Source organism: Pseudomonas sp. MWU12-2037 (assembly GCF_023242345.1).
Lineage (GTDB): Bacteria > Pseudomonadota > Gammaproteobacteria > Pseudomonadales > Pseudomonadaceae > Aquipseudomonas > Aquipseudomonas gingeri_D.
In genome coordinates, this window is sequence record NZ_JALLIZ010000003.1 from 90502 (window position 1) to 112510 (window position 22009).

General features: G+C 62.6%; 19 protein-coding genes and 1 riboswitch. Of the genes, 6 read left to right on the plus strand and 13 right to left on the minus strand.

Annotated features, from left to right (window positions below; translation table 11 throughout):
* Window positions 1-12 precede the first annotated feature (12 nt).
* The 9 genes from M5B42_RS06305 to M5B42_RS06345 form a co-directional block, all read right to left on the minus strand.
* Window positions 13-720 carry a PqiC family protein gene (locus M5B42_RS06305; RefSeq protein ID WP_177101388.1) on the minus strand — a complete coding sequence of 236 codons (708 nt, stop codon included), beginning with the start codon at window positions 718-720 and terminating at the stop codon, window positions 13-15.
* A 177-nt stretch (window positions 721-897) separates the two neighbouring features.
* A complete protein-coding gene (gene parC, locus M5B42_RS06310; RefSeq protein WP_248745302.1) occupies window positions 898-3156 on the minus strand; it encodes a DNA topoisomerase IV subunit A in 2259 nt (752 codons plus the stop codon).
* A 117-nt stretch (window positions 3157-3273) separates the two neighbouring features.
* Window positions 3274-5178, minus strand: a complete 1905-nt coding sequence (parE, locus tag M5B42_RS06315; protein WP_103496873.1) for a DNA topoisomerase IV subunit B — start codon at window positions 5176-5178, stop codon at window positions 3274-3276.
* Between the two features lie 61 nt (window positions 5179-5239).
* Window positions 5240-5848, minus strand: a complete 609-nt coding sequence (locus M5B42_RS06320) for a YqiA/YcfP family alpha/beta fold hydrolase (protein WP_103496874.1) — start codon at window positions 5846-5848, stop codon at window positions 5240-5242.
* Window positions 5849-5978: 130 nt separating this feature from the next.
* Window positions 5979-6797: a 3',5'-cyclic-AMP phosphodiesterase gene (gene cpdA / locus M5B42_RS06325; RefSeq protein ID WP_248745303.1), complete on the minus strand. Its 819-nt coding sequence runs from the start codon at window positions 6795-6797 to the stop codon at window positions 5979-5981.
* Between the two features lie 222 nt (window positions 6798-7019).
* Window positions 7020-8057, minus strand: a complete 1038-nt coding sequence (gene waaC, locus M5B42_RS06330) for a lipopolysaccharide heptosyltransferase I (RefSeq protein WP_248745304.1) — start codon at window positions 8055-8057, stop codon at window positions 7020-7022.
* Window positions 8058-8065: 8 nt separating this feature from the next.
* Window positions 8066-8716: a 2OG-Fe(II) oxygenase gene (locus tag M5B42_RS06335; protein WP_248745305.1), complete on the minus strand. Its 651-nt coding sequence runs from the start codon at window positions 8714-8716 to the stop codon at window positions 8066-8068.
* 240 nt (window positions 8717-8956) lie between these two features.
* The gene (locus M5B42_RS06340) at window positions 8957-9409 is read right to left on the minus strand and encodes a DUF1249 domain-containing protein (protein WP_248745306.1); all 453 of its coding nucleotides are present in this window, start codon (window positions 9407-9409) and stop codon (window positions 8957-8959) included.
* Entirely contained in the window at window positions 9400-10017 is a 618-nt protein-coding gene (locus M5B42_RS06345; RefSeq protein WP_103496879.1) for an NUDIX domain-containing protein, read from the minus strand. Before M5B42_RS06345 ends, M5B42_RS06340 begins: the two co-directional genes overlap by 10 nt.
* Before the next feature lie 207 nt (window positions 10018-10224).
* Here M5B42_RS06345 and M5B42_RS06350 point away from each other — a divergent pair, with 207 nt between their 5' ends.
* Window positions 10225-10965, plus strand: a complete 741-nt coding sequence (locus M5B42_RS06350; protein ID WP_248745307.1) for an RsiV family protein — start codon at window positions 10225-10227, stop codon at window positions 10963-10965.
* On the opposite strand, the gene cytX is transcribed toward M5B42_RS06350, so the two are convergent.
* Complete coding sequence (cytX, locus tag M5B42_RS06355; RefSeq protein WP_248745308.1) at window positions 10934-12226, minus strand: putative hydroxymethylpyrimidine transporter CytX; 1293 nt, start codon at window positions 12224-12226, stop codon at window positions 10934-10936. The genes M5B42_RS06350 and cytX overlap by 32 nt on opposite strands.
* A gap of 184 nt (window positions 12227-12410) precedes the next feature.
* Window positions 12411-14300 (minus strand): phosphomethylpyrimidine synthase ThiC, encoded by a 1890-nt coding sequence (gene thiC / locus M5B42_RS06360; RefSeq protein WP_248745309.1) that lies wholly within the window; start codon window positions 14298-14300, stop codon window positions 12411-12413.
* A gap of 146 nt (window positions 14301-14446) precedes the next feature.
* Window positions 14447-14552: riboswitch (TPP riboswitch) on the minus strand.
* A gap of 187 nt (window positions 14553-14739) precedes the next feature.
* Here thiC and M5B42_RS06365 point away from each other — a divergent pair.
* Complete coding sequence (locus tag M5B42_RS06365) at window positions 14740-16179, plus strand: TolC family outer membrane protein (RefSeq protein WP_248745310.1); 1440 nt, start codon at window positions 14740-14742, stop codon at window positions 16177-16179.
* Between the two features lie 146 nt (window positions 16180-16325).
* On the opposite strand, the gene waaA is transcribed toward M5B42_RS06365, so the two are convergent.
* Together waaA and M5B42_RS06375 are read right to left on the minus strand one after the other, a co-directional pair.
* A complete protein-coding gene (gene waaA / locus M5B42_RS06370; RefSeq protein ID WP_248745311.1) occupies window positions 16326-17603 on the minus strand; it encodes a lipid IV(A) 3-deoxy-D-manno-octulosonic acid transferase in 1278 nt (425 codons plus the stop codon).
* Between the two features lie 23 nt (window positions 17604-17626).
* Entirely contained in the window at window positions 17627-18511 is an 885-nt protein-coding gene (locus M5B42_RS06375) for a LysR family transcriptional regulator (protein ID WP_248745514.1), read from the minus strand.
* Window positions 18512-18619: 108 nt separating this feature from the next.
* Here M5B42_RS06375 and M5B42_RS06380 point away from each other — a divergent pair, with 108 nt between their 5' ends.
* Genes M5B42_RS06380 through M5B42_RS06395 form a run of 4 tightly spaced genes read left to right on the plus strand, consistent with a single transcriptional unit; the run spans window position 18620 to window position 21997 of the window.
* On the plus strand, window positions 18620-18952 hold the full coding sequence (locus M5B42_RS06380) for a multidrug efflux SMR transporter (RefSeq protein ID WP_103498045.1): 333 nt from the start codon (window positions 18620-18622) through the stop codon (window positions 18950-18952).
* A 53-nt stretch (window positions 18953-19005) separates the two neighbouring features.
* Window positions 19006-20181: an FAD-dependent oxidoreductase gene (locus M5B42_RS06385; RefSeq protein ID WP_248745312.1), complete on the plus strand. Its 1176-nt coding sequence runs from the start codon at window positions 19006-19008 to the stop codon at window positions 20179-20181.
* Window positions 20178-20990, plus strand: coding sequence for an aldo/keto reductase (locus M5B42_RS06390; protein ID WP_152737707.1), 813 nt, complete (start codon window positions 20178-20180; stop codon window positions 20988-20990). The genes M5B42_RS06385 and M5B42_RS06390 overlap by 4 nt, the downstream gene beginning before the upstream one ends.
* 41 nt (window positions 20991-21031) lie before the next feature.
* The gene (locus M5B42_RS06395; protein WP_103498042.1) at window positions 21032-21997 is read left to right on the plus strand and encodes a metal ABC transporter ATPase; all 966 of its coding nucleotides are present in this window, start codon (window positions 21032-21034) and stop codon (window positions 21995-21997) included.
* Window positions 21998-22009: the final 12 nt, after the last annotated feature.

The window sequence follows — 22009 nt, forward strand, 5'->3', positions numbered from 1 at the left end:
CCAAGTGTCGAATCAGAAGCGAAACACTTCCATATCCGTACGAATCGGCGAAGCCATCGGGATCTTCGGCTTCTCCGGCCCGGCCTGTTTGGCCGGTGCCGGAGCCGCCGCCTTGCGGTTTTCAACCAGCGGCGCTTGATTGGCCAATGGCTTGAGCGCCACGCTCAGTTGCTCGGCCAGGCGCTGCAACAGCTCGCCCTGGGCCTGGACCTGTGCCGCCGAGGTGCCGGTGTGCTGCTGTTCCAAGTGGACGATGCGGTTATCCCGTACCTGCCCACGACGGTCGAGCAAACGCCACTGCGCGTCGAGAATCGCCGGTTGATGGGTGCCGGAATCCAGTCGGGTAATCGACAACAACACCTGCACATCCGGGGTGCTCCCGGCAATCGCCGGGGCCAGGACCACGCGCTGGCTGTCCAGGCGCCAGGCCAGCTGGCGAACCAGCAACTGATTGATATCGGACGACAGGCTGCCAGCCCAGCGACCGTCGGTCGCCGCGGTCAGGCTGCCATCAGGTTGGCGCTGCAGCAGGGTTTCGCGTTGCAGGTAATCGGCCAGGGAAATCGGCCCGAGCACCACCGACATCCCCGAGCTCTGCTGAGGCTGGCCCGGCGTGCCGCTGTCCAGCTGATACAAGGACACCGGCTGGTGCACGCTGCAGCCGGCCAGGCCGAGCAGGCCCGTCAGCAGCAGAATAAAAGGAAGGCGCAGAACAGTCATCATCCCATCCAGGTGGCCGCCATAAGGCCCTGCCACAGTCTGATCCAAAAATTCGTTTGGGCACGCCGCCACGCGGGTGCCGCAAGTGGCGCATATCATCCGTGAATATGCGCCATGACTCCAGTGCCACGGTAGCGTTCTTCCTGCTAAAACGCTGGACGAACGCTCTAAACCGCTTTAACCGAGGCCTTCTACCAACAACGCGTCAACCCGCTGGAAGCCCCGTGGCAGCTTGTTGCCACGCCGGCCACGCTCGCCCTTGTAGTGCTCCAGGTCATCGGCCTTGAGCGACAAGGTACGCTTGCCCGCCTGCAACACCAGGGTCGCACCGTCCGGAATCACCGCCAGGTCAGTGACGTATTCCTCGCGGCTGGCCACGCGCTCACCGGGAATGCCGATGATCTTGTTGCCCTTGCCCTTGCCCAGTTGCGGCAGGTCGCTGACCTTGAAGATCAGCAGCCGGCCTTCGGTGGTCACCGCCGCCAGCCAGTTCTGCTCACGGTCGGCCACCGACTTGGGTGGCATCACCTTGGAGCCGTTGGGCAGACTCAGCAGGGTCTTGCCCGCCTTGTTCTTGGCCTGCAGGTCTTCACCCTTGACCACGAAACCATACCCGGCATCGGAAGCGATGACATACAAGGCCTCGTCTTCAGGCAGCAGCACGCATTCGAAGCTGGCCCCTGGCGGCGGCGTCAGACGACCGGTCAGCGGCTCGCCCTGGCCACGGGCCGAAGGCAAGGTATGGGCCGCCACCGAGTAGCTGCGCCCGGTGGAGTCGATAAACACCGCGAACTGGTTGGAGCGCCCCGCCGCCGAGGTCTTGAAGCCATCACCGGCCTTGTAGGACAGGCCCGTGGCATCAATATCATGGCCTTTTGCACAGCGAACCCAACCTTTTTCCGACAAAACGACCGTTACCGGCTCAGTCGGCATCAGCTCGTTTTCCGACAGGGCCTTGGCTTCGCTACGGGCAACAATCGGCGAACGACGGTCGTCGCCGTAGGTTTGCGCATCGGCCACCAGTTCAGTGCGGACCAGCTTCTTCAACTTGGCTTCGCTGGCCAGCAGCGCTTGCAGCTTGGCCTGTTCCTTGAGCAGCTCATCCTGCTCGTTGCGCAACTTCATCTCTTCCAGGCGCGCCAACTGACGCAAGCGGGTGTCGAGGATGTAGTCGGCCTGGATCTCGCTGAGGTCGAAACGCGCGATCAACTCGGCCCGCGGGTGCTCCGCGGTGCGGATGATATGAATCACTTCATCCAGGTTGAGGTAGGCGATCAGCAAGCCGTCCAACAGGTGCAGGCGCTTCTCAACCTTGTCCAGGCGGAACTTCAGGCGCCGGCGCACGGTGTTGACGCGGAACGACAACCACTCCACCAGCAAGGCGCGCAGGTTCTTCAACTGCGGCTTGCCGTCGAGGCCGATGATGTTGATGTTGACCCGGTAGCTGGACTCAAGATCAGTGGTGGCGAACAGATGCTGCATCAGTTCGTCGAGGTCGATACGGTTCGAGCGCGGGATGATCACGATACGGCACGGGTGCTCGTGGTCGGATTCATCCCGCAGGTCGGCGACCATCGGCAGCTTCTTGGCCTGCATCTGCGCGGCGATCTGTTCCAGCACCTTGGCCCCGGAGACCTGGTGCGGCAGGGCATGCACGACAATATCGCCGTCTTCGATGCGATAGACCGCGCGCATGCGCACCGAGCCACGCCCGGTTTCGTAGATTTTCAGCAGGTCGGCTTGCGGGGTGATGATTTCCGCTTCGGTCGGGTAATCCGGGCCAGGGATGAACTTGCACAGGTCCTCGACGCTGGCGCTGGGCTCATCGAGCAGGTGCACACAGGCATTGGCGACTTCCCGCAGGTTGTGCGGCGGCACGTCGGTGGCCATGCCCACGGCGATACCGGTGGTGCCGTTGAGCAGGATATTCGGCAAACGCGCCGGCAACACCGCCGGTTCATCGAGGGTGCCGTCGAAGTTCGGCACCCAGTCCGCGGTGCCCTGGCCCAGTTCGCTGAGCAGCACTTCGGAGTAACGCGACAAGCGCGATTCGGTGTAGCGCATGGCCGCGAAGGACTTCGGATCGTCCGGCGCACCCCAGTTACCCTGGCCGTCCACCAGGGTATAGCGGTAGCTGAACGGCTGGGCCATCAGCACCATGGCTTCGTAGCAGGCCGAGTCGCCGTGGGGGTGGAACTTGCCGAGCACGTCACCGACGGTACGCGCGGATTTCTTGTGCTTGGCGTCGGCATCCAGCCCCAGCTCACTCATGGCGTAGACGATACGCCGCTGTACCGGCTTCAGGCCGTCGCCGATATGGGGCAGCGCACGGTCCATGATCACGTACATGGAGTAGTTGAGGTAGGCCTGTTCGGTGAAGTCAGCCAATGACCGGCGTTCTACGCCATCCAGGCTGAGATCAAGGGAGTCGCTCATGCGGGCCTCATCAGTTCGTTGTCTGGCGCGGCGGTGATAGCGCCGCGCTGGTGAATTCGGGGGTGTTCAACAGGCGCGGGCCCGGCAGTCGTGGTTCGCCGCCGGGACAGCCGCGCATCAGGTCAGGACCTCGGCCAGGTCGCCCTTGGATTCCAGCCAGGTCTTGCGGTCGCCGGCACGTTTCTTCGCCAAAAGCATATCCATCATTTCCGAAGTGGCTTCGAAATCGTCCAGGGTCAACTGCACCAGGCGCCGGGTATTGGGATCCATGGTGGTTTCCCGCAGTTGCGGCGGGTTCATCTCACCCAGGCCCTTGAATCGGGTGACCTGGGGCTTGCCGCGCTTCTTCTCGGCCACCAGGCGATCGAGAATGCCATCGCGCTCGCCTTCGTCGAGGGCGTAGTAGATTTCCTTGCCCAGATCGATGCGATACAGCGGCGGCATCGCCACATAGACGTGTCCGGCATCCACCAGCGGGCGGAAATGCTGGACGAACAGGGCGCAGAGCAGGGTCGCGATGTGCAGGCCGTCGGAGTCGGCGTCGGCGAGGATGCAGATCTTGCCGTAGCGCAGCTGGCTGATGTCCGCCGCACCCGGATCGACACCGATGGCCACGGCGATGTTGTGCACTTCCTGGCTGGCGAGCACTTCGCTGCCGTCGACTTCCCAGGTATTGAGGATCTTCCCGCGCAACGGCAGGATCGCCTGGAACTCCTTGTCCCGCGCCTGCTTGGCCGAACCGCCGGCGGAATCACCTTCCACCAGGAATAGCTCGGCACGCATCGGGTCCTGCCCGGCACAGTCGGCCAGCTTGCCCGGCAGCGCCGGCCCTTGGGTAACGCGTTTGCGCTCGACCTTCTTGCTGGCCTTCAGGCGGCGGCCGGCGTTGTTGATCGCCAGTTCCGCCAGTTGCATGCCCAGCTCGGGGTTGGCGTTGAGCCACAGGCTGAAGGCGTCCTTGACCACCCCGGAAACGAAGGCGGCGGCTTCGCGGGACGACAGCCGCTCCTTGGTCTGGCCGGAGAACTGCGGCTCTTGCATCTTCATCGACAGGACAAAGGCAATCCGTTCCCAGACGTCTTCCGGCGCCAGCTTCACGCCGCGCGGCAGCAGGCTGCGGAATTCGCAGAACTCGCGCATGGCATCGAGCAGGCCCTGGCGCAAGCCATTGACGTGGGTGCCGCCCTGGGCGGTGGGGATCAGGTTGACGTAGCTTTCCTGGACGCTGTCGCCGCCTTCCGGCAACCACAGCAAGGCCCAGTCCACCGCTTCCTTGTTACCGGCGAGGCTGCCGCAGAAAGGTTCGTCCGGCAGGCGCTCGAATTCACTGACCGCATCCACCAGATAGGAACGCAGGCCATCTTCGTAATGCCATTCGACCTTCTCGCCAGTGGCCTTGTCCTCGAAGCTGACCAGCAGCCCCGGGCACAGTACCGCCTTGGCCTTGAGCACGTGCTTGAGGCGGCTGACGGAAAACTTCGGCGAATCGAAATACTTCGGGTCCGGCGCAAAGTACACGCTGGTGCCGGTGTTGCGCTTGCCGACGGTGCCGACCACTTCCAGCTCGGTGGCCTTGTAGCCATCGGCGAAGGTCATCTGGTATTCGTTGCCGTCGCGCTTGACCCGGACCCGCACCTGGGTCGACAAGGCGTTGACCACGGAAATCCCCACGCCGTGCAGGCCGCCGGAGAACTGGTAGTTCTTGTTGGAGAACTTGCCGCCGGCGTGGAGCTTGGTGAGGATCAGCTCGACGCCCGACACACCCTCTTCCGGATGAATGTCCACCGGCATGCCGCGACCGTCGTCGGAGACTTCCAGGGAGTGGTCGGCGTGCAGGATCACCTGTACCGATTTCGCATGCCCGGCCAAGGCTTCGTCGACACTGTTGTCGATGACTTCCTGGGCAAGGTGGTTCGGCCGACTGGTGTCGGTGTACATGCCCGGGCGTTTGCGCACCGGGTCGAGGCCCGAGAGGACTTCGATGGCGTCTGCGTTATAAGAGCTAGCGCTGGGAGTGGCCATGGGGTCTCGTCGTCAGTCGTCTGTGAATAGGGGTCATTCTCGGGCTCCGCGCCTCAGGGCATCAGAGCTGCGAGAAATCGATCGCCTGGTATGTATCGGCACCGATGCCGGCAAAGCTGAGCAAGGCCGGCAATTGTTCGGCAAAGCCCTGGAAACTATGATCGCCGCCGGCCTGGATACGCAAGGCACAGGCCCGGTAATACTGCTGGGCGGCGCGATAGTCCAGGGTTTCGTCGGCGGTCTGCAGCCAGACCTGGAAACGTTGCGGGTCCCGGGGCGCCGGGACTTCCAGCTCGGCCAGGGCCGTCACGTGATCGAGGGTCAGGTCCCAGGTTTCGCCACTGTAGAGGTTCTGCTGGGGACCGAGGAAACCGTCGAACATCCGGTGCGGCGCCACCGCTGGGTTGACCAGCAACGCCTTCAGCCCATGGCGCTCGGCCAGGCACGTCGCATAGTAGCCGCCGAGCGAGCTGCCGACCAGCAGTGGACGACCGAGTTCGGCAATCGCCGCTTCCAGCTGCGGTATCGCCTGGCGCGGATGATGATGCAGGGCCGGCACCCGCAGCTGCGCTTCCAGGCCCAGGCGCTCCATCAGCTGGATCAACTGAGTGGCCTTCTTCGACAGCGGAGAGCTGTTGAAACCGTGGATATACAGGATCGAACCGGACATGTGAGCGTTCTCCATTGGCAGGCTCCCGCACACAGGAGCCGGGCACCGCACAGGCAAAGACGCGCAGTTTAGCCTGACTCCGGCGCGCTGACTCGCCCTGAGACGTTTCCTACCCATTAAGAAGAAGTGATCAGTAGCCGGTGCCGCCGTAGTCGACCTCGAAATCGAAGCCGCGGACCCGGGAAATCGCCGTCTCCAGCCGTCCGTCCGAATGCAGGCGCAGCCAGCGATAGCCCGGTGACTTGTCGTCGACCTTGAAATCCTCGCTACCCGGCGCGAACTGCACGCAGGTAGAGGGCGACGCCAGCAGGCGTACGCCGTTGCGCTCGCGGTCCAGTTCCTGGTGGATATGCCCCCAGAGCAGCGCGCGAACCTGGGGAAAGCGGTCGAGCACGGCGAACAGTGCCTCCGGATTGCGCAGGCCGATGGGCTCCATCCAGGCACAATCGATGGAAATCGGATGATGGTGGAAACACACCAGGTGATGGCGCTGCGGCGCTTCGCTCAGGGCTTGCGCGAGCAACTGCAGCTGTTCGTCCTGCAGATAGCCGGGGACCGAGCCCGGTACGGCGGAATCCAGCAGGGTAATCCGCCAGTTGCCGATATCCACCACCGGTTCGAGCAGATCGCTGTGGTGAGCGGCCTCGGCCATTTCCCGCAACTCGTCGTGATTGCCGGGCAGCCAGCGCGCCGGCGCGTCGATCGCCTCGCTCAACTCACGGAACTGCCGATAGGACGCCACCGTACCGTCCTGGGACAAGTCACCCGTGGCCAGCAGCAGGTCGACAGCGGGTTGCTCCGCCAGCACGCAATCGATCACCCGTTGCAGGCTGTCCCGGGTATTCATGCCCAGCAACGTGCCGTCCGCCTCGGCAAACAGATGGCTGTCGGACAGTTGCACCAGCAACACGGCGTCCGCGGTGGTCGACTGAATGGATTCGCTCGGCAAGAGGCTCTCCTGCAAAATGCTGAGGGGTCGTTCTGAACGGTTCGGTTAAAAATCGTGCAGCACGCAATTATGGTCGGAGAATCGGCAAAGAGGAAATAGGCGAACCGGACACACTTCACATTTAACCGGATACAAGCTGGAAATCAGCACAGGCGTTCGCCACGGTTTTGAAACCCACGACCTCATCGCTTCCATTGCGCAGAAGCGACGAGCTCGTAGACTTCAAGAGGACAGAGCCTGTCTATCCGTTGCAGCAACTTCAAGACGCGCCACAAATTGTGCCCACACCTGCTCCGGGCGCACACCCTGCACAAAACAGGCAGCGTCCACTCCAAACTTACAGTGCTGTCGATAACAAGGCGCGCATTCATATTCAGCGGTCAGATGCTGCTGATGCAACCCCGTCGCACCAATCAATGCGGGGTCCGTTGGACCATAAAGATGAACAGCCGGCTTATCAAGCGCCGCCGTCAAATGCCCAAGCCCTGTATCGACACAAATAGCACCCTGCGACTGTAAAATCACCGTCGCTTGCTGGGTGATCGATAAACGCGGCAAGACGATGGCGTGTACTGACGCCTCGGCAAGTCGAATCGCACGGGCCTGCTCGTTGGGATTCCCCCACGGTAAAACAACGTGATAACCGGCTTGCGCAGCAAGCTTTATTAGTTGTTGCCAATACCGTTCAGGCCAATGTTTGGCGGCCCAGGTAGTACTGTGAACAAACACCACATAAGGGGCTGGCAAGGCAACAGGCAACACAGGTAATCGCTGTTGATCAATCCCAAAATCAGGTAATGAATCAGGCAGCGCATACCCTAAGGCCTTGGCAAATAACTGGCGCTGCCTGGCAACAGCATGCAACCCCCGTGGAATGGTAAAGGTTTTATCGCACATCCAACTTGCAAACGACTCCCGGGCACTGCGCCTGTCCATCCCGTGACGTAAGCCGCGGGCAAAGCTCATGACCGCGGCGCTTTTTAAATTATTTTGCGCATCGATGACGACATCATATTTTTTCGCGCGAACCTTTTTCCACAACGCCACCAGCTCACCGCGCTTAATACTGAGCCATATATCACGACGCCAGCGACGATGCGCGGTCGTCACGATAGTATTAACCGCAGCATGTAACGTGGGAATCTCGGCGAAGGCCTCATCCACCACCCAGTCAAACTGAATACCTGGAATAGCCTTAACGGCATCGCTAATCGCCGGGAGCGCGTGAAGCAAATCCCCCATGGAGGTGAGCTTGACCACTAGAACCTTCATGAGGCTTTTTGACCCAGAAAATAGCGGCGCCAGGCTTTGAATTTTGCAGAGAACCGGTGGCGAGCGGCATGTTTATTCAAGATCGCCTCACTCACGACATAATTGAGCTGCAGGACCTTGCGCGTCCCGACAAAGGGTTTATGACCGTGCCAGCCATTCTCAGCGACCTTGAAAAGCAACATGGTACCTGCCGTCGGCGGCACTTCGGCACAATAATTTTCGAGATCATGCGGGCCATATAACAAACGCAATCGGCCCGTATCAACCGACCATTCCTCATTGAGGTACAACAGCACGGTAATCAGTTTGCTTTTGCTGTCCGTATGAATGCGCCCATCTTTATGATCGGCCTTGCCACGCACCGTAATCATGACCGGCTTGTCAGCGAGATCAATCGCAAACTTCTCCGCAATCACCTGGCGAAACGCATCGCTGTTTAACTCATCGATCAACTGAGCGAAGGACGCCCCATACCGGACGCTCGCCAGGGGAAAACTACCCGCATCGTCAATAGACGGAAAGTCCTGCTGAAGCGTCGACAAAAACCGATCAGACAATACATGATCAATAATGCTATACGGAAAAGGTGATAACTGTACTGGGGTCGTTTTTATCGCGACAAGGTCAATAATTTCACAAGTCGTCATCTGTTGGTCCTGAAATCTTTATCCCCTACCCATGTTACGGTCCCAAGGGACTCCCCATCCACTACCGCGCCACGAGAAGATCCAGGCCTTGAGGAATGAGGACACTGACTCTCCGCGCGGCCACGTTGAACCCTGAACAACCGCGCCGAATTTCAGGGTATACCAGCCGCCGGATGAAAATCAAAAGGTAGAACCGCCGTTTAATACGACGTCGTAAAATCCCGGGACAAGACAGCTCGACTAGCGAACCGCCTCGAACTCATGGCCGCAGGCCAGGCAATGACTCAGCCACTCCCCGAGAAACACATTGAGCTGGGCTTTTTCGTCCGGCTGGTGCATGGCCGAGTTCGGATACGGATAGATACTGCGAAAACGCCGGGCATGTTCGGCACTGATCACCTCGGCCATGCGCGCGTCGTGGTAGACCTGTACCTGCAACTGCGGCACCGGCAACCACGGCAGGCTGTGTTCCTGGCGCACCAGCAAGGTGGTGGTGTAGGGATTGTCCTGCAACACCTCCAGCGCCAGCACGCCGAGCATCTGCTCGCCCTGGGTCATGGCAATGCGCCGCGCGCGCTGCTGCTCGCGCATCTGCGGCAGCAACCGCATGAGGCGCGCATAGTTGGCCTCGCAGGCCGCTTGCAGCCCCACCAGGTCAACCCGATAACGTTCGCGCAACAGACTTACGACCATAGCCCCCTCACTTCAGCGCGGTTCAACGCCAGCCATTGCAAGGCAATGATCGACGCCGCGTTGGCAATTCGCCCATCGCGCACGGCTTGCAGGGCGTCTTCGAACGCCCAGACCGTGGCACGGATATCTTCATTTTCTTCCGGCAACCCGTACAGGCCGCCAGCCCCTTGGGTGTCGCAACGCCCCAGGTACAGATGCACCAATTCGTTGCTGCCCCCCGGCGACGGAAAGTACCGGGAGATCGGCCACAGGGCCGTCAGGTTCAGGTCAGCTTCCTCCTGTGCCTCGCGGTGGGCAACCTCTTCCGGTTGTTCGTCCTTGTCGATCAGACCGGCGACCAGCTCGATCATCCAGGGATTCTCCGCCTTGCCCATGGCGCCGACCCGGAACTGCTCCAGCAGCAGCACTTCATCGCGCCGGGCATCGTAGGGCAAGACACACACGGCATCGTGCCGGACAAAGACTTCGCGATTGATCGTATTGCCCATGCCGCCGTCAAACAGTTCATGGCGCAGGTGCAGGCGATCGAGCCGATAGAAGCCCTTGAAGCAGTTCTCCCGGAGGATGACCTCGACCGTGGTCGGGCTGGTCCTGGTGCTGTCCGTCATCATGTTCCCCATTGTGATAGCAGCGAGGCTTTCCCTCGACTTCGCGCCATCCTAACGCGCCGAAGTGCCATGATGCAGCCCTTTCCCCTCGCCGGGATAGACGGGCGCCCCTGAAACCTACTCTAATTAGCGTAGTGGCGAACCGAGTACGCCGCTGACAGTCGAAGCACGATCACTTGACCTTTCTTTCGCTGACGAAGGACACCCATGTCGTTTTTTAAAATCGCCGCGCTGACGCTCATCGCCCTGACCCTGGGCGCCTGCCAGAGCCTGTTCCAGCCAAGCCTGAAGACCCTGCTGAGCGTCAAGAGCGACGCTTCCGAACAGGTCAAGCCGGGCTGCAGCAATCCGGACTGCCCGCTGGTGAATATCAATACCGTGCATTTCCCCGATGAGCCGCAACTGGACGCAGCGGTGGAGCGGGCGTTGCTGCAGATGGGCCGGACCTCGCCCGAGGCGCCGCTGCCGACTTCGCTCAAGCTCTATCGGGAACAATTCCTCGCCACCGCCGAAAGCGGCCACAGCAGCTACTTGGAGGCCAAGGTACGTGAGCAGCATGACGGCTTGGTGATCGTCGAACTCGCCAGCTACCTGGACGATGGTGCCGAGCACGGCATGCCGGGGCGCGGCTTCCTCACCTGGTCGCGCCAGGATCACAAGGCCCTGAGCTTGCAGGACATGCTGCTGCCCGGCCAGGAAGAGACATTCTGGAAGCTGGCCAAGGTCGCCCATAACAACTGGCAGATCAACAACCGGCTGGACCAGGACTTCATTGCGTCCTGGCCCTTCCGGCAAACCCCGAACGTCACCCTGGCCAGCGACGGCGTGATCCTCAAGTACAACGTGACGACCATCGCCCCCTACGCCATGGGCCTGATCGAAATGAGCATTCCCTACCAGCGCCTCAACGGCGTGCTCAAGCCCGAGCTGTTCCCCGCCCGACGTTGAATGCACGACCGAGCAAGCCTTGCAGCAGCCCTGCCACCACCAGTGACGGCAGGGTTGCGCCCAGCTCCGGATGGAAATTGGCCAGCAGGTGGTAGGTCGACACACCGCCCAACCAGGCCAGCAGTGCCGGCGAGCGCAACAGCGACGAGGCGCCCGCGGCACTGCGTCCACGCAGGATGAAGTGATCCACCAGCACCACGCCGAACAGCGGCGCGAACACCGAGCCGATCAGCAACAGGAAGTTCTGGTATTGCGCCAAGGGTGCGAAGCAGGCGATGAGGGTGCAAAGCACACCGATGGCCAGGGCCAGGTGCTCGACCTTCCAGCGCAGCAGGATGCCGCTGGAGACCGCCGCAGAGTGGATATCGGCAAAGGCGTTTTCCGACTCGTCGAGCAGGATCAGCAACAGCGGAATCCCCAACCCGGCACCGGCCAGGGCCAGCAGCAAGGCATTGGTTTCACCGCTGGGAGCGAATGCCAGGGTGTAGGCCACGCCCAGGCTCATCAGCCAGAAGTTGCCGATCAGAAAGCCCAACGCCGTGCCGCCGAACACGCTTTTCGCGCGCTTGCCGAAACGCGAGTAGTCGGCGATCAGCGGCAACCAGGACAGCGGCATGGCAATGGCGATATCGAAGCCCACGGCAAACGGCATCGAGCCATCACCGCCCTGCGCCCAAAGCGCCGCCAGGTCGGCCTTGGCGAAGAGGTTCCAGGTCAGCCACAGGCAGGCCGCCAGCAGCAGCCAGATGCCCCACTTGCGCAGGATCTTGCGCACGAAGGTCAGTGGACCGCTGACCGCCAGCAGGGTCGCCAGCGCGCCGAACACCAGGGTCCAGAGCAGCGGGTTGGCCAACAGGCTGCCCTCGCTGAACGCCCGAGCGCCCAACAGGCTCGCCGCATCGCGCATGACGATGATTTCGAACGCGCCCCAACCCACCAGTTGCAGCAGGTTGAGCAGCGCCGGCAGGCTGGCGCCGTACTGGCCGAGGCTGAGCTTCAGCGCGGCCATGGAGGCAAGGCCGGTGTCGCTGCCGATCACGCCGACGGCGGCCAGCAGCAGGACGCCGACCACGGTGCCGAGGAAGATCGCCAGCAACGAACCGGACAGGCCCAGGCCCGGTGCCAGCAAGGCACCGGTTTGCAGGACCATCAGGCCGATGCCGAGGGAAAACCACAGGGAGAACAGATCGCGCGCGCCGAACACACGCTTGTCGGAGGGGACCGCGAGATCGGGGGAGTAGGTACTGCTGGGTGTGCTCAAGAGTGGTATCTCGGAGATAGGTGTTTTTATTGTGAATGCAGCGGCGCCCGTGCGGACGCCTTCGCGGGCAAGCCCTGCTCCTACAGTTTTGCGTCGAACACAGATTTGGCGCACGACACCGAACTGTAGGAGCAGGGCTTGCCCGCGAAGAGGCCCGCACAGGCGCCACTCATCCCGAATCAGATCAGACTTTCTGGTACAACTGGCTACCTTCACGCTTGAAGCGCTCCGCCTGCTCCGCCATGCCCTGCGCCGCCTCCACATCGACCGCTTCGATCCGCTGGTTGGCCGCGTATTCACGGACTTCCTGGGTAATCTTCATCGAGCAGAACTTCGGCCCGCACATCGAGCAGAAATGCGCGACCTTGGCCGAATCCTTCGGCAGGGTCTCGTCGTGGTAGGCCCGTGCGGTATCCGGGTCCAGGCCCAGGTTGAACTGGTCTTCCCAACGGAACTCGAAGCGCGCCTTGCTCAAGGCGTTGTCGCGGATCTGCGCGCCCGGGTGACCCTTGGCAAGGTCGGCGGCATGGGCGGCGATCTTGTAGGTGATGATCCCGGTCTTCACGTCATCCTTGTTCGGCAGGCCCAGGTGCTCCTTGGGCGTGACGTAGCAGAGCATGGCGCAACCGAACCAGCCGATCATCGCCGCACCGATACCGGAGGTGATGTGGTCGTAGCCCGGCGCAATGTCAGTGGTCAGCGGGCCAAGGGTGTAGAACGGCGCCTCGTCGCAGCACTCCAGCTGCTTGTCCATGTTCTCCTTGATCAACTGCATCGGCACATGCCCCGGGCCTTCGATCATGCACTGCACGTCGTGCTTCCAGGCGATCTTGGTCAACTCGCCCAAGGTCTCCAGCTCGCCGAACTGCGCTTCGTCGTTGGCGTCGGCAATCGAGCCCGGACGCAGGCCGTCGCCCAGCGAGAAGCTGACGTCGTAGGCCTTCATGATTTCGCAGATTTCGTCGAAATGGGTGTAGAGGAAGTTCTCTTTATGATGCGCCAGGCACCACTTGGCCATGATCGAACCGCCACGGGAAACGATCCCGGTGACGCGTTTGGCGGTCATCGGCACGTAGCGCAGCAGTACGCCGGCGTGGATGGTGAAGTAGTCGACGCCCTGCTCGGCCTGTTCGATCAGGGTGTCGCGGAACAGCTCCCAGGTCAGGTCCTCGGCCACGCCATTGACCTTCTCCAGGGCCTGGTAGATCGGCACGGTACCGATCGGCACCGGCGAGTTGCGGATGATCCACTCGCGGGTTTCATGGATGTGCTTGCCGGTGGACAGGTCCATGACCGTGTCCGAGCCCCAGCGGATGCCCCAGGTCAGCTTGGCCACTTCTTCCTCGATGGAAGAACCCAGGGCGCTGTTGCCGATATTGCCGTTGATCTTCACCAGGAAGTTGCGGCCGATGATCATCGGCTCCAGCTCCACGTGGTTGATGTTGGCCGGGATGATCGCGCGACCGCGGGCGATTTCCTCGCGGACGAATTCGGCGGTGATCTGTTTCGGGATGCTCGCGCCGAAACTGTGGCCCGGGTGCTGTTGCTTGAGCAGGCCAGCGGCGCGGGCTTCCTCCAGCTTGAGGTTCTCGCGGATGGCGACGTATTCCATCTCGGCGGTGATGATGCCCTGGCGCGCGTAGTGCATCTGGCTGACGTTGGCGCCGGCCTTGGCCCGACGCGGATTGTGCACATGGGCGAAACGCAGCTTGGTCAGCTCCGGGTCAGCGAGGCGCTGCTGACCGAAGTTCGAACTCAGCCCGGTCAGGCGTTCGGTGTCGCCACGGCTGTCGATCCAGGCCGAGCGCACATCGCCCAGGCCCTTGCGCACGTCGATGATCACGTTCGGATCGGTGTAGGGACCGGAGGTGTCGTAGACCAGCACCGGGGCATTGACCTCGCCGCCGAAGTCGGTCGGCGTGATATCCAGGCTGATTTCGCGCATCGGCACACGGATATCCGGGCGCGAGCCCTGCACGTAGATTTTCTGCGAACGGGTAAAAGGCTGTACCGACTGCTCGTCGACCTTGGCTGAATCGCTGAGGTTGGCGGCATCTTTTAATTTTGAACTCATCACGGCTCTCCAGACGGCATCCAGGGGGATTGTCGGGACGAACCTGAAAGGCACGGACGCACCAGGACTGGTGCTGTGCTCGGTCCTCGTGAAGGCTGTTCGATTGTCGAACAACATCCCGGACGGAGCACAAGAGGACTCGCCGGGGGACGAGAAATCTTGTTCCCTACGCAGGCGCTAACCTGATCAGGTTCAACGGGATCCGGAATTATCCGATCTCAGCCTCACAGCAAGGCACCCCGACAAGAACCAGCCGAGTGTAGAGAAGACTGCGACATAATGCCATCTCCCCCTTATTCGTCTGGATAAATGGCAGATATACAGGATTGTTGCCGACCCGCCCCCGGCACTACACTCGCTACTTCTTGACGCTGGGCAGGCCGGGCAGTAGCCTCGGCCATCGCATTACCACCGTAATATTTACTCTAGGAACTGCCTCATGCTGCGCAAACTTTCACTGGCCCTGGCCGTGTCTTGTGCGACCAACGGACTGGTCTGGGCAGCTGAAACGCCCCTGACGGCCAAGACCGATCTGGTCAGCGTGTACCAGGAAGCCGTGGGCAACAACGCCGACCTGGCCGCCGCCCGCGCCAACTATGACGCGCAAAAGGAAGTCGTGCCCCAGGCCCGGGCCGGCCTGCTGCCGAACCTGTCGGCCGGCGCCAGTACGAACAATGTCCAGACCTCCATCGACCAGCCGTCGATGAACCTCAACCGCAGCGCCACGACCTACCAGGCGACCCTGTCCCAGCCGCTGTTCCGGGCCGATCGCTGGTTCCAGTACCAGGCCGCCAAGGACGTCAACGAACAGGCCGCCCTGCAACTCTCGGCGACCGAGCAGAACCTGATCCTGCAAAGCGCCGAAAGCTATTTCGCGGTACTGCGCGCCCAGGACACCCTGGCCTCGACCAAGGCCGAGGAAGCGGCGTTCAAGCGCCAGCTCGACCAGTCCAACGAGCGCTTCGACGTCGGCCTGTCGGACAAGACCGACGTGCTGCAATCCCAGGCCAGCTACGACACCTCGCGGGCCAACCGGATCGCTGCCCAGCGCTCGGTGGAGGATGCCTTCGAAGCCCTGATCACCCTGACCAACCGTCAGTACAACTCGATCCAGGGCATCGTCCACACCTTGCCGGTGCTGGCGCCGACCCCGAATGACGCCAAGGCCTGGGTCGACACCGCGGCCCGGCAGAACCTCAACCTGTTGGCGAGCAACTACGCCGTCAGCGCCGCCGAGGAAACCCTCAAGCAGCGCAAGGCCGGCCATGCCCCGACCCTCGACGCGGTGGCCAAGTACGAGGCCGGCGACAACGACGGTTTCGGCCTGGGCAATCCCAACTTGCTGCCCCAGAGCTACGCCGGCCCAGTGAAGCAGACCACGATCGGCCTGCAATTGAGCGTGCCGCTCTACAGTGGCGGCCTGACCAGCTCGCAAGTGCGTGAATCCACTTCGCGCCTGAGCCAGACCGAGCAGCAGCGTGAAGCCCTGCGTCGCCAGGTGGTGGAAAACACCCGCAACCTGCATCGTGCGGTGAACACCGATGTGGAACAGGTGCAGGCGCGAAAGCAGTCGATCATCTCCAACCAGAGTGCGCTGGAAGCGACCGAAATCGGTTATCAGGTGGGGACGCGCAATATCGTCGATGTGCTGGATGCCCAGCGTCAGCTGTACACCTCGGTGCGCGACTACAACAACACCCGCTATGACTACATTCTCGACAACCTGCGCCTGAAGCAGGCGGCGGGCACCTTGAACCCGGGCGACCTGAGCGACCTGCAGCGCTACCTGAAGGCCGACTACAACCCGGACAAGGACTTCCTGCCACCGGATCTGGCGAAGGCGGCCGCGGCCAATCTCAAGGGCAATCCAAAGTATTGATCGGGACCTTGAGAACTCCACGAAACCTGTAGGAGCAGGGCTTGCCCGCGAAGCTTTTGGCGCCAGTAAGGCCCTCTTCGCGGGCAAGCCCTGCTCCTACAGGACGTATTGCGGCCACAAAATCGTGTTCATCCTTGATTGAGGTTCTAGCGCGACAACAAACGCCCCAACCCATCCAACAAACGCTGCAACGCGCCCTGGTTGGCCCGCATCACCTTCAGCCCCGCCTCACCCATCTTCTGCGCATCCCGCGGCAACTCGAACAGGCGCTGCACCGCCACCGCCAGGCCTTCGGCATCCTCCACTTCCTGCAACGCCCCCGCTTCACGCATCAACGCAGCGATCTCGAGGAAGTTGAACAGGTGCGGCCCGCTCAACACCGGCTTGCACAGCGCCGCCGGCTCCAGCAGGTTATGCCCGCCGTTGGGCACCAGGCTGCCGCCGACGAACGCGCTGTCAGCCAAGGCGTAGAGAAACAGCAGCTCGCCCATGGTGTCACCGAGCAACACCGAGGTTTGCGCACAGACAGGCTCGCCGCTGGAACGCCGTACCGTCGTAAAACCCTGCTCCTGGCACAAGGCGAACACGCTGTCGAAGCGCTCCGGGTGACGCGGCACCAGGATCAGCAAGGCGTTCGGATAGTTGCCCAACAATTGCCGATGGGCCGCCAGCACCACCGCGTCCTCACCTTCATGGGTGCTCGCGGCGATCCACACCGGCCGTTCCTGTGCCTGCCATTGCCCACGCAGTTCAGCGGCGCGCACCAGCAGTTGCGGGTCGATGCTCAAATCGAACTTGATCGAGCCGGTCACCTCGACGCATTCAGGCCGTGCCCCCAGTTGCCGGAAACGCTCGGCTTCGGCCTCGGTCTGCACCGCGATCAGGCTCATTTCCTCCAGCATCGGTCGGGTCAGGCGGGCGAATCGGCCATAACCCTTGGCCGAACGCGCCGACAGTCGCGCATTGGCCAACGCCACCGGAATCCCGCGCCTGGCGCACTGATGGATATGGTTGGGCCACAGCTCGGTCTCCATGATTACCGCCAGCTTTGGCCGCGCCGCCTCGAGAAAACGCGCCGCCGCCCACGGCAAGTCATAGGGCAGGTAGCAATGCTGAATGCGCGGCTCGTCGGCGAACAACGCCTTGATCCGCTCGGAACCGGTGGGCGTCATGCAGGTGACCGTGATCGGCAGCTGCGGATACTTCGCCAGCAAGGCGCGAATCATCGGCGCGGCGGCAATACTCTCGCCAACCGACACGGCGTGCACCCAGATCCCGTCCGGGCGCAATGTCGGCAGGCCACGGGCAAAGCGCTCGCCGACCCGCCGGGCATAAGCCGGCGCCTTGCGCGCCCGCAGCCATAGACGCAACGCCACCAGCGGCAGCCCCAGATGAAACAAAAAACTGTAGAGAGTTCTATTCATGGCGACGGAGTTTATCGACTTTTTCAGCCGATCGCCTGCAAGTGCTCGGCAAACCGTTCGGCCAGCCAGCGCGCCGCCGGCCCCAGGGGCTCGTCGCGACGCCAGACCAGTTCAACCACCAGCGCCGGCGGCGTCCATTCGCTGCTCAGCTCGACCATCTGGTTCTGGTACGCCGGATATTGCACCACGTGCCGTGGCAGCCAGGCCCAGCCCAGGCCGCGCATCAACAGCTCGGCCATCACGTAGAAGGAGTCCGCCCGCCAGACCTGCGGACTGAGCTGTTCGTCGCCGGGGTAACCGCTCTGTTGCGGGGAAATAAGCAATTGCCGATGCCGGGCCAGTTGCTGACGGTTGACCCGCAGCGAAGCCGCCAGCGGATGATTGACCGCGCACACCGTGACCATTTCGACACTGCCCAGCGCCCGTCGCTCCAGGGTTTGCGGCATCTGGTCGTGGTGGAACAGCAGGCCCAGGTCCGCCCGTCGCTCCACCAGTTTGCGCGCGACATCACCCTGGGCACCGCTGGCCAGTTGCACCTCGACGCTGGGGTAATGCTCCGACAGCGCTTCCAGACTGTCGAGCACCGGCTGATAGGGCATGGCCTCGTCCTGGGCCAGGCGCAAACAGGCTTCCTCGCCACGCATCAAGGCCAGCGCCCTACCATTGAGACGATCGCACTGGCGCAGCACTTCCCGCGCCTCCTCCAGCAACGCGGTCCCGGCCTCGGTCAACTTCGGCTGGCGGCCGCTGCTACGCTCGAACAGCGTCACCCCCAGATCGGTCTCCAACAGGGCGATCGCATTGCTGACCGCCGACTGCGCCTTGCGCTGCTGGCGGGCCACGGCGGAAAACGAACGCTGCTCGGCAACGCCGACGAACAGGCGCATCTGCTCCAGGTTCCACTGAATACTCATGAGCAACCCATCTTTTTTTCAGATAGGTAATGACTTTACCCCATCTGATGAGTCTCTAGAATGCCAACCTTATCAGCAGGCCCAAATACGAGAGATTGTCCCATGCACGCTTACTACTACCTGGCCATCGCCATCTGCGCCGAAGTCATCGCCACCGTCTCCATGAAAGCGGTCAAGGGCCTGAGCACGCCGATCCCCTTGTTGCTGATCATCGTCGGTTACGCCATCGCCTTCTGGATGCTGACCCTGGTGGTGCGCACGGTGCCGGTGGGCGTGGCCTACGCGGTCTGGGCCGGGATGGGCATTGTCATGGTCAGCGTCGCGGCGCTGTTTCTCTATGGGCAGAAGCTGGATATCCCGGCGATGCTCGGCATGGGCCTGATCGTGCTCGGCGTGGTGGTGATCCAGCTGTTCTCGAAGACCGCCGGGCACTAGCCCGCTCGCCACCTGTATACTGCGAGCCTTGTCTTGAACACCGAGGTCGCCGCATGCCATCCGCTCTCTCCACCGATGTCCTGATTGTCGGCGCCGGCGTTGCCGGTCTCTGGCTCAACGCGCGCCTGCGCCGCCAGGGGTTTTCGACGGTACTGGTGGAACGCGCCAGCCTCGGCGGCGGGCAGAGCCTCAAATCCCAGGGCATCATCCACGGCGGTGCCAAATACGCCCTGCACGGTGCCCTGAGCGGCGCCTCGGAAGCCATCGCCGACATGCCGCGGCGCTGGCGCGAGGCCCTGGCCGGCAACGGCGAGCTCGACCTGTCGGGCGTGCGCCTGCTCTCCGAAGCCCACTATCTGTGGTCTCCCGGCACCCTGGCCGGCAACCTCACCAGCTTCTTCGCCAGCAAGGCCGTGCGCGGTCGGGTCGACCAGGTCAAGGGCGAGCAACTGCCGCCCGCCCTGCAAAATCCGCGCTTCAAGGGCAAGGTCTATCGCCTGGCCGAACTGGTGATCGATGTGCCGAGCCTGATCACCCGCCTGGCCGAACTGGCCGGTGACGGCCTGCTGGCCGGCCACGATATCGAACCCCTGCTGGACAACGAGCAACTGGTGGGCCTGCGGGTCGATGGCCGCGATATCCATGCCCAACGCATTGTGCTCAGCGCCGGGGCGGGCAACGCCGCGTTGCTCAAGGCCCTCGGCCTGAGCCAGCCGGCCATGCAGACACGCCCCTTGCACATGGTGCTGGTCAAAGGCCCGAGCCTGAAGCCGTTGTACGCCCATTGCCTGGGCGGCGGGCCCAAGCCACGGATTACCGTGACCACCCATCCGGCGGCCGATGGCCAGTGGGTCTGGTACCTCGGCGGCGATATCGCCGAGGCCGAAGGCGTCGCCCGCGAGCCCGCCGCCCAGATCGCCAGCGCCCAGAAGGAGCTCGGCAACCTGCTGCCCTGGGTCGACCTGAGCCAGGCGCAATGGGCTACCTTGCGGGTGGAGCGCGCCGAGCCGCTGCAATCGGGCCTGACCCGTCCGGACAACGCCTTCCTCGCCGAGCAGGATCGCCTGCTGGTGGGCTGGCCGACCAAGCTGGCCCTGGCGCCGGACTTCGCCGACCGCGTGATCAAGAGCCTGGAACGCGACGGTATCCGCCCCGGCCCCGCAACCACCTTGCCCGAACTGCCGAAACCGACCATCGCGCCAACCCCCTGGGAGCAACTGCTGCCATGAGCCTGCCGACCCTGCACGACCTGCATCGAGCCCTCGGTAGTACCGGCCTGCAGGTGTCCCCCCTGGGCCTGGGCACCGTCAAGCTCGGCCGCGACCAGGGAGTCAAATACCCCAACGGTTTCCAGATTCCCGACGACCAGCAAGCCCGCCAACTGCTGCATCTGACCCGCGATCTGGGCATCAACCTGATCGACACCGCACCGGCCTACGGTCGCAGCGAAGAACGCCTGGGCCCGCTGCTGCGCGGACAGCGCCAGGAGTGGGTGATCGTCAGCAAGGTCGGCGAAGAGTTCGAAGCCGGCCAGTCGAGCCATGACTTCAGTGCCGTCCATACACGATTCTCCGTGGAGCGCAGCCTGCAACGCCTGGAAACCGATTTTATCGACCTGGTGCTGGTGCACTCCGACGGCAACGACCTGGCGATCCTCGAACACAGCGAGGTCTACCAGACCCTCGCCGCCTTGAAGGCCGAAGGCAAGATCCGTGCTTTCGGTTTTTCCGGCAAAACCGTCGAAGGCGGCCTGAAAGCTCTGGAACAAGGTGATTGCGCTATGATCACCTACAATCTGAACGAACAGGGCGAGAAACCGGTCATTGACTATGCTGCTGCCCACGGCAAGGCGATCCTGGTGAAAAAGGCCCTGGCCAGCGGCCACGTCTGCCTGGCCCCCGGTATCGACCCGGTGCGGGCCAGCTTTGAACTGCTATTTGCACAGCCCGGTGTTGCCAGTGCTATTGTCGGCACCATCAACCCGCTGCACCTGGCCCACAATGTGGCGACGGTGGCCCGGGTCATTCGCCAAAACTGATGCCGCCCAAGCGGCCGACCCCGACGCAAGAAGGAGCCGAGATGCCGCGGACGCTGATACGCAAGAACCCCAGCGACTTCAAGACCCTGCCATTACTCGTCGAGGCGACCCCCGAAGGCTTGAGCTACCAGAGCGTCGGGATGCCGTTGAACTTTGCGCAAACCCTGCACAAACGCAAACCGGTCGCGGTGGACGACCCCGAGCGTTTCACCCTGGAACTGGCCAACCTCGGCGTCTCGGTGCGACTGACCCTGCACTGGCACAACCGCGACTACTGGGTGTTGGTCCGCCAGCGCCGCCAGGATCGCGGCGACGTGGTGCTCAAGCTGATTTCCGGTTATGTGCCGGCCCATGAACTGGCCATTCCGCTGCTCACCGCGATTGCCGAAATCGCCGAAGAGTGCCTGCTGGAAACCCCGGAAGGCTGGCTGACCGGGCGCTTCAACGACACCTGGCTGCCGGCGCCCTACTCCGCGGCGCTGCATTATCGCGAAGCCCTGCCCTTTCGCCTGACGCCCTTGTCCGGCGCGGCAAGGCCGGTACGCTGCGGCGCGCTGCAGTTGATGGAACGACCGCAGACCTACGTGCACCTGCCCACCGCTTCACTGCAGTTGATCTATGACCTGCGGCTCGAGGTCCCCCGCGACGCCAAATCCCTGAGCCTGTTCCATGTCGACGAACGATTGGAGAACGATCAGTTGGTGGCGCGCCTGGACCGCAGTCGTCCCGATCTGTACCTGATGCCACTCAAGGACGGACGACCGTGTGCCGAGCTGTACACCCTGAAAAAGGATCAATTGCACCCGGCCAGTACCCGTGGCCTGTACCTGGCGGAAAGCTTTGCCCGACAGGAAGGCTGGGTGGTGCGCGAGGAGCGGATTCGCTGGAAGGACTGGGTCCGGCAGCAGGGGATGGCGGAGCCTGAAAAGGACTCGAAGATCAGGCGCCTGACCGGCAAGGCCCGGCAGATCCTGCGCAAGATCGTGCCGGTGAAAACCGGGCGCTGACAGGGAGGAATG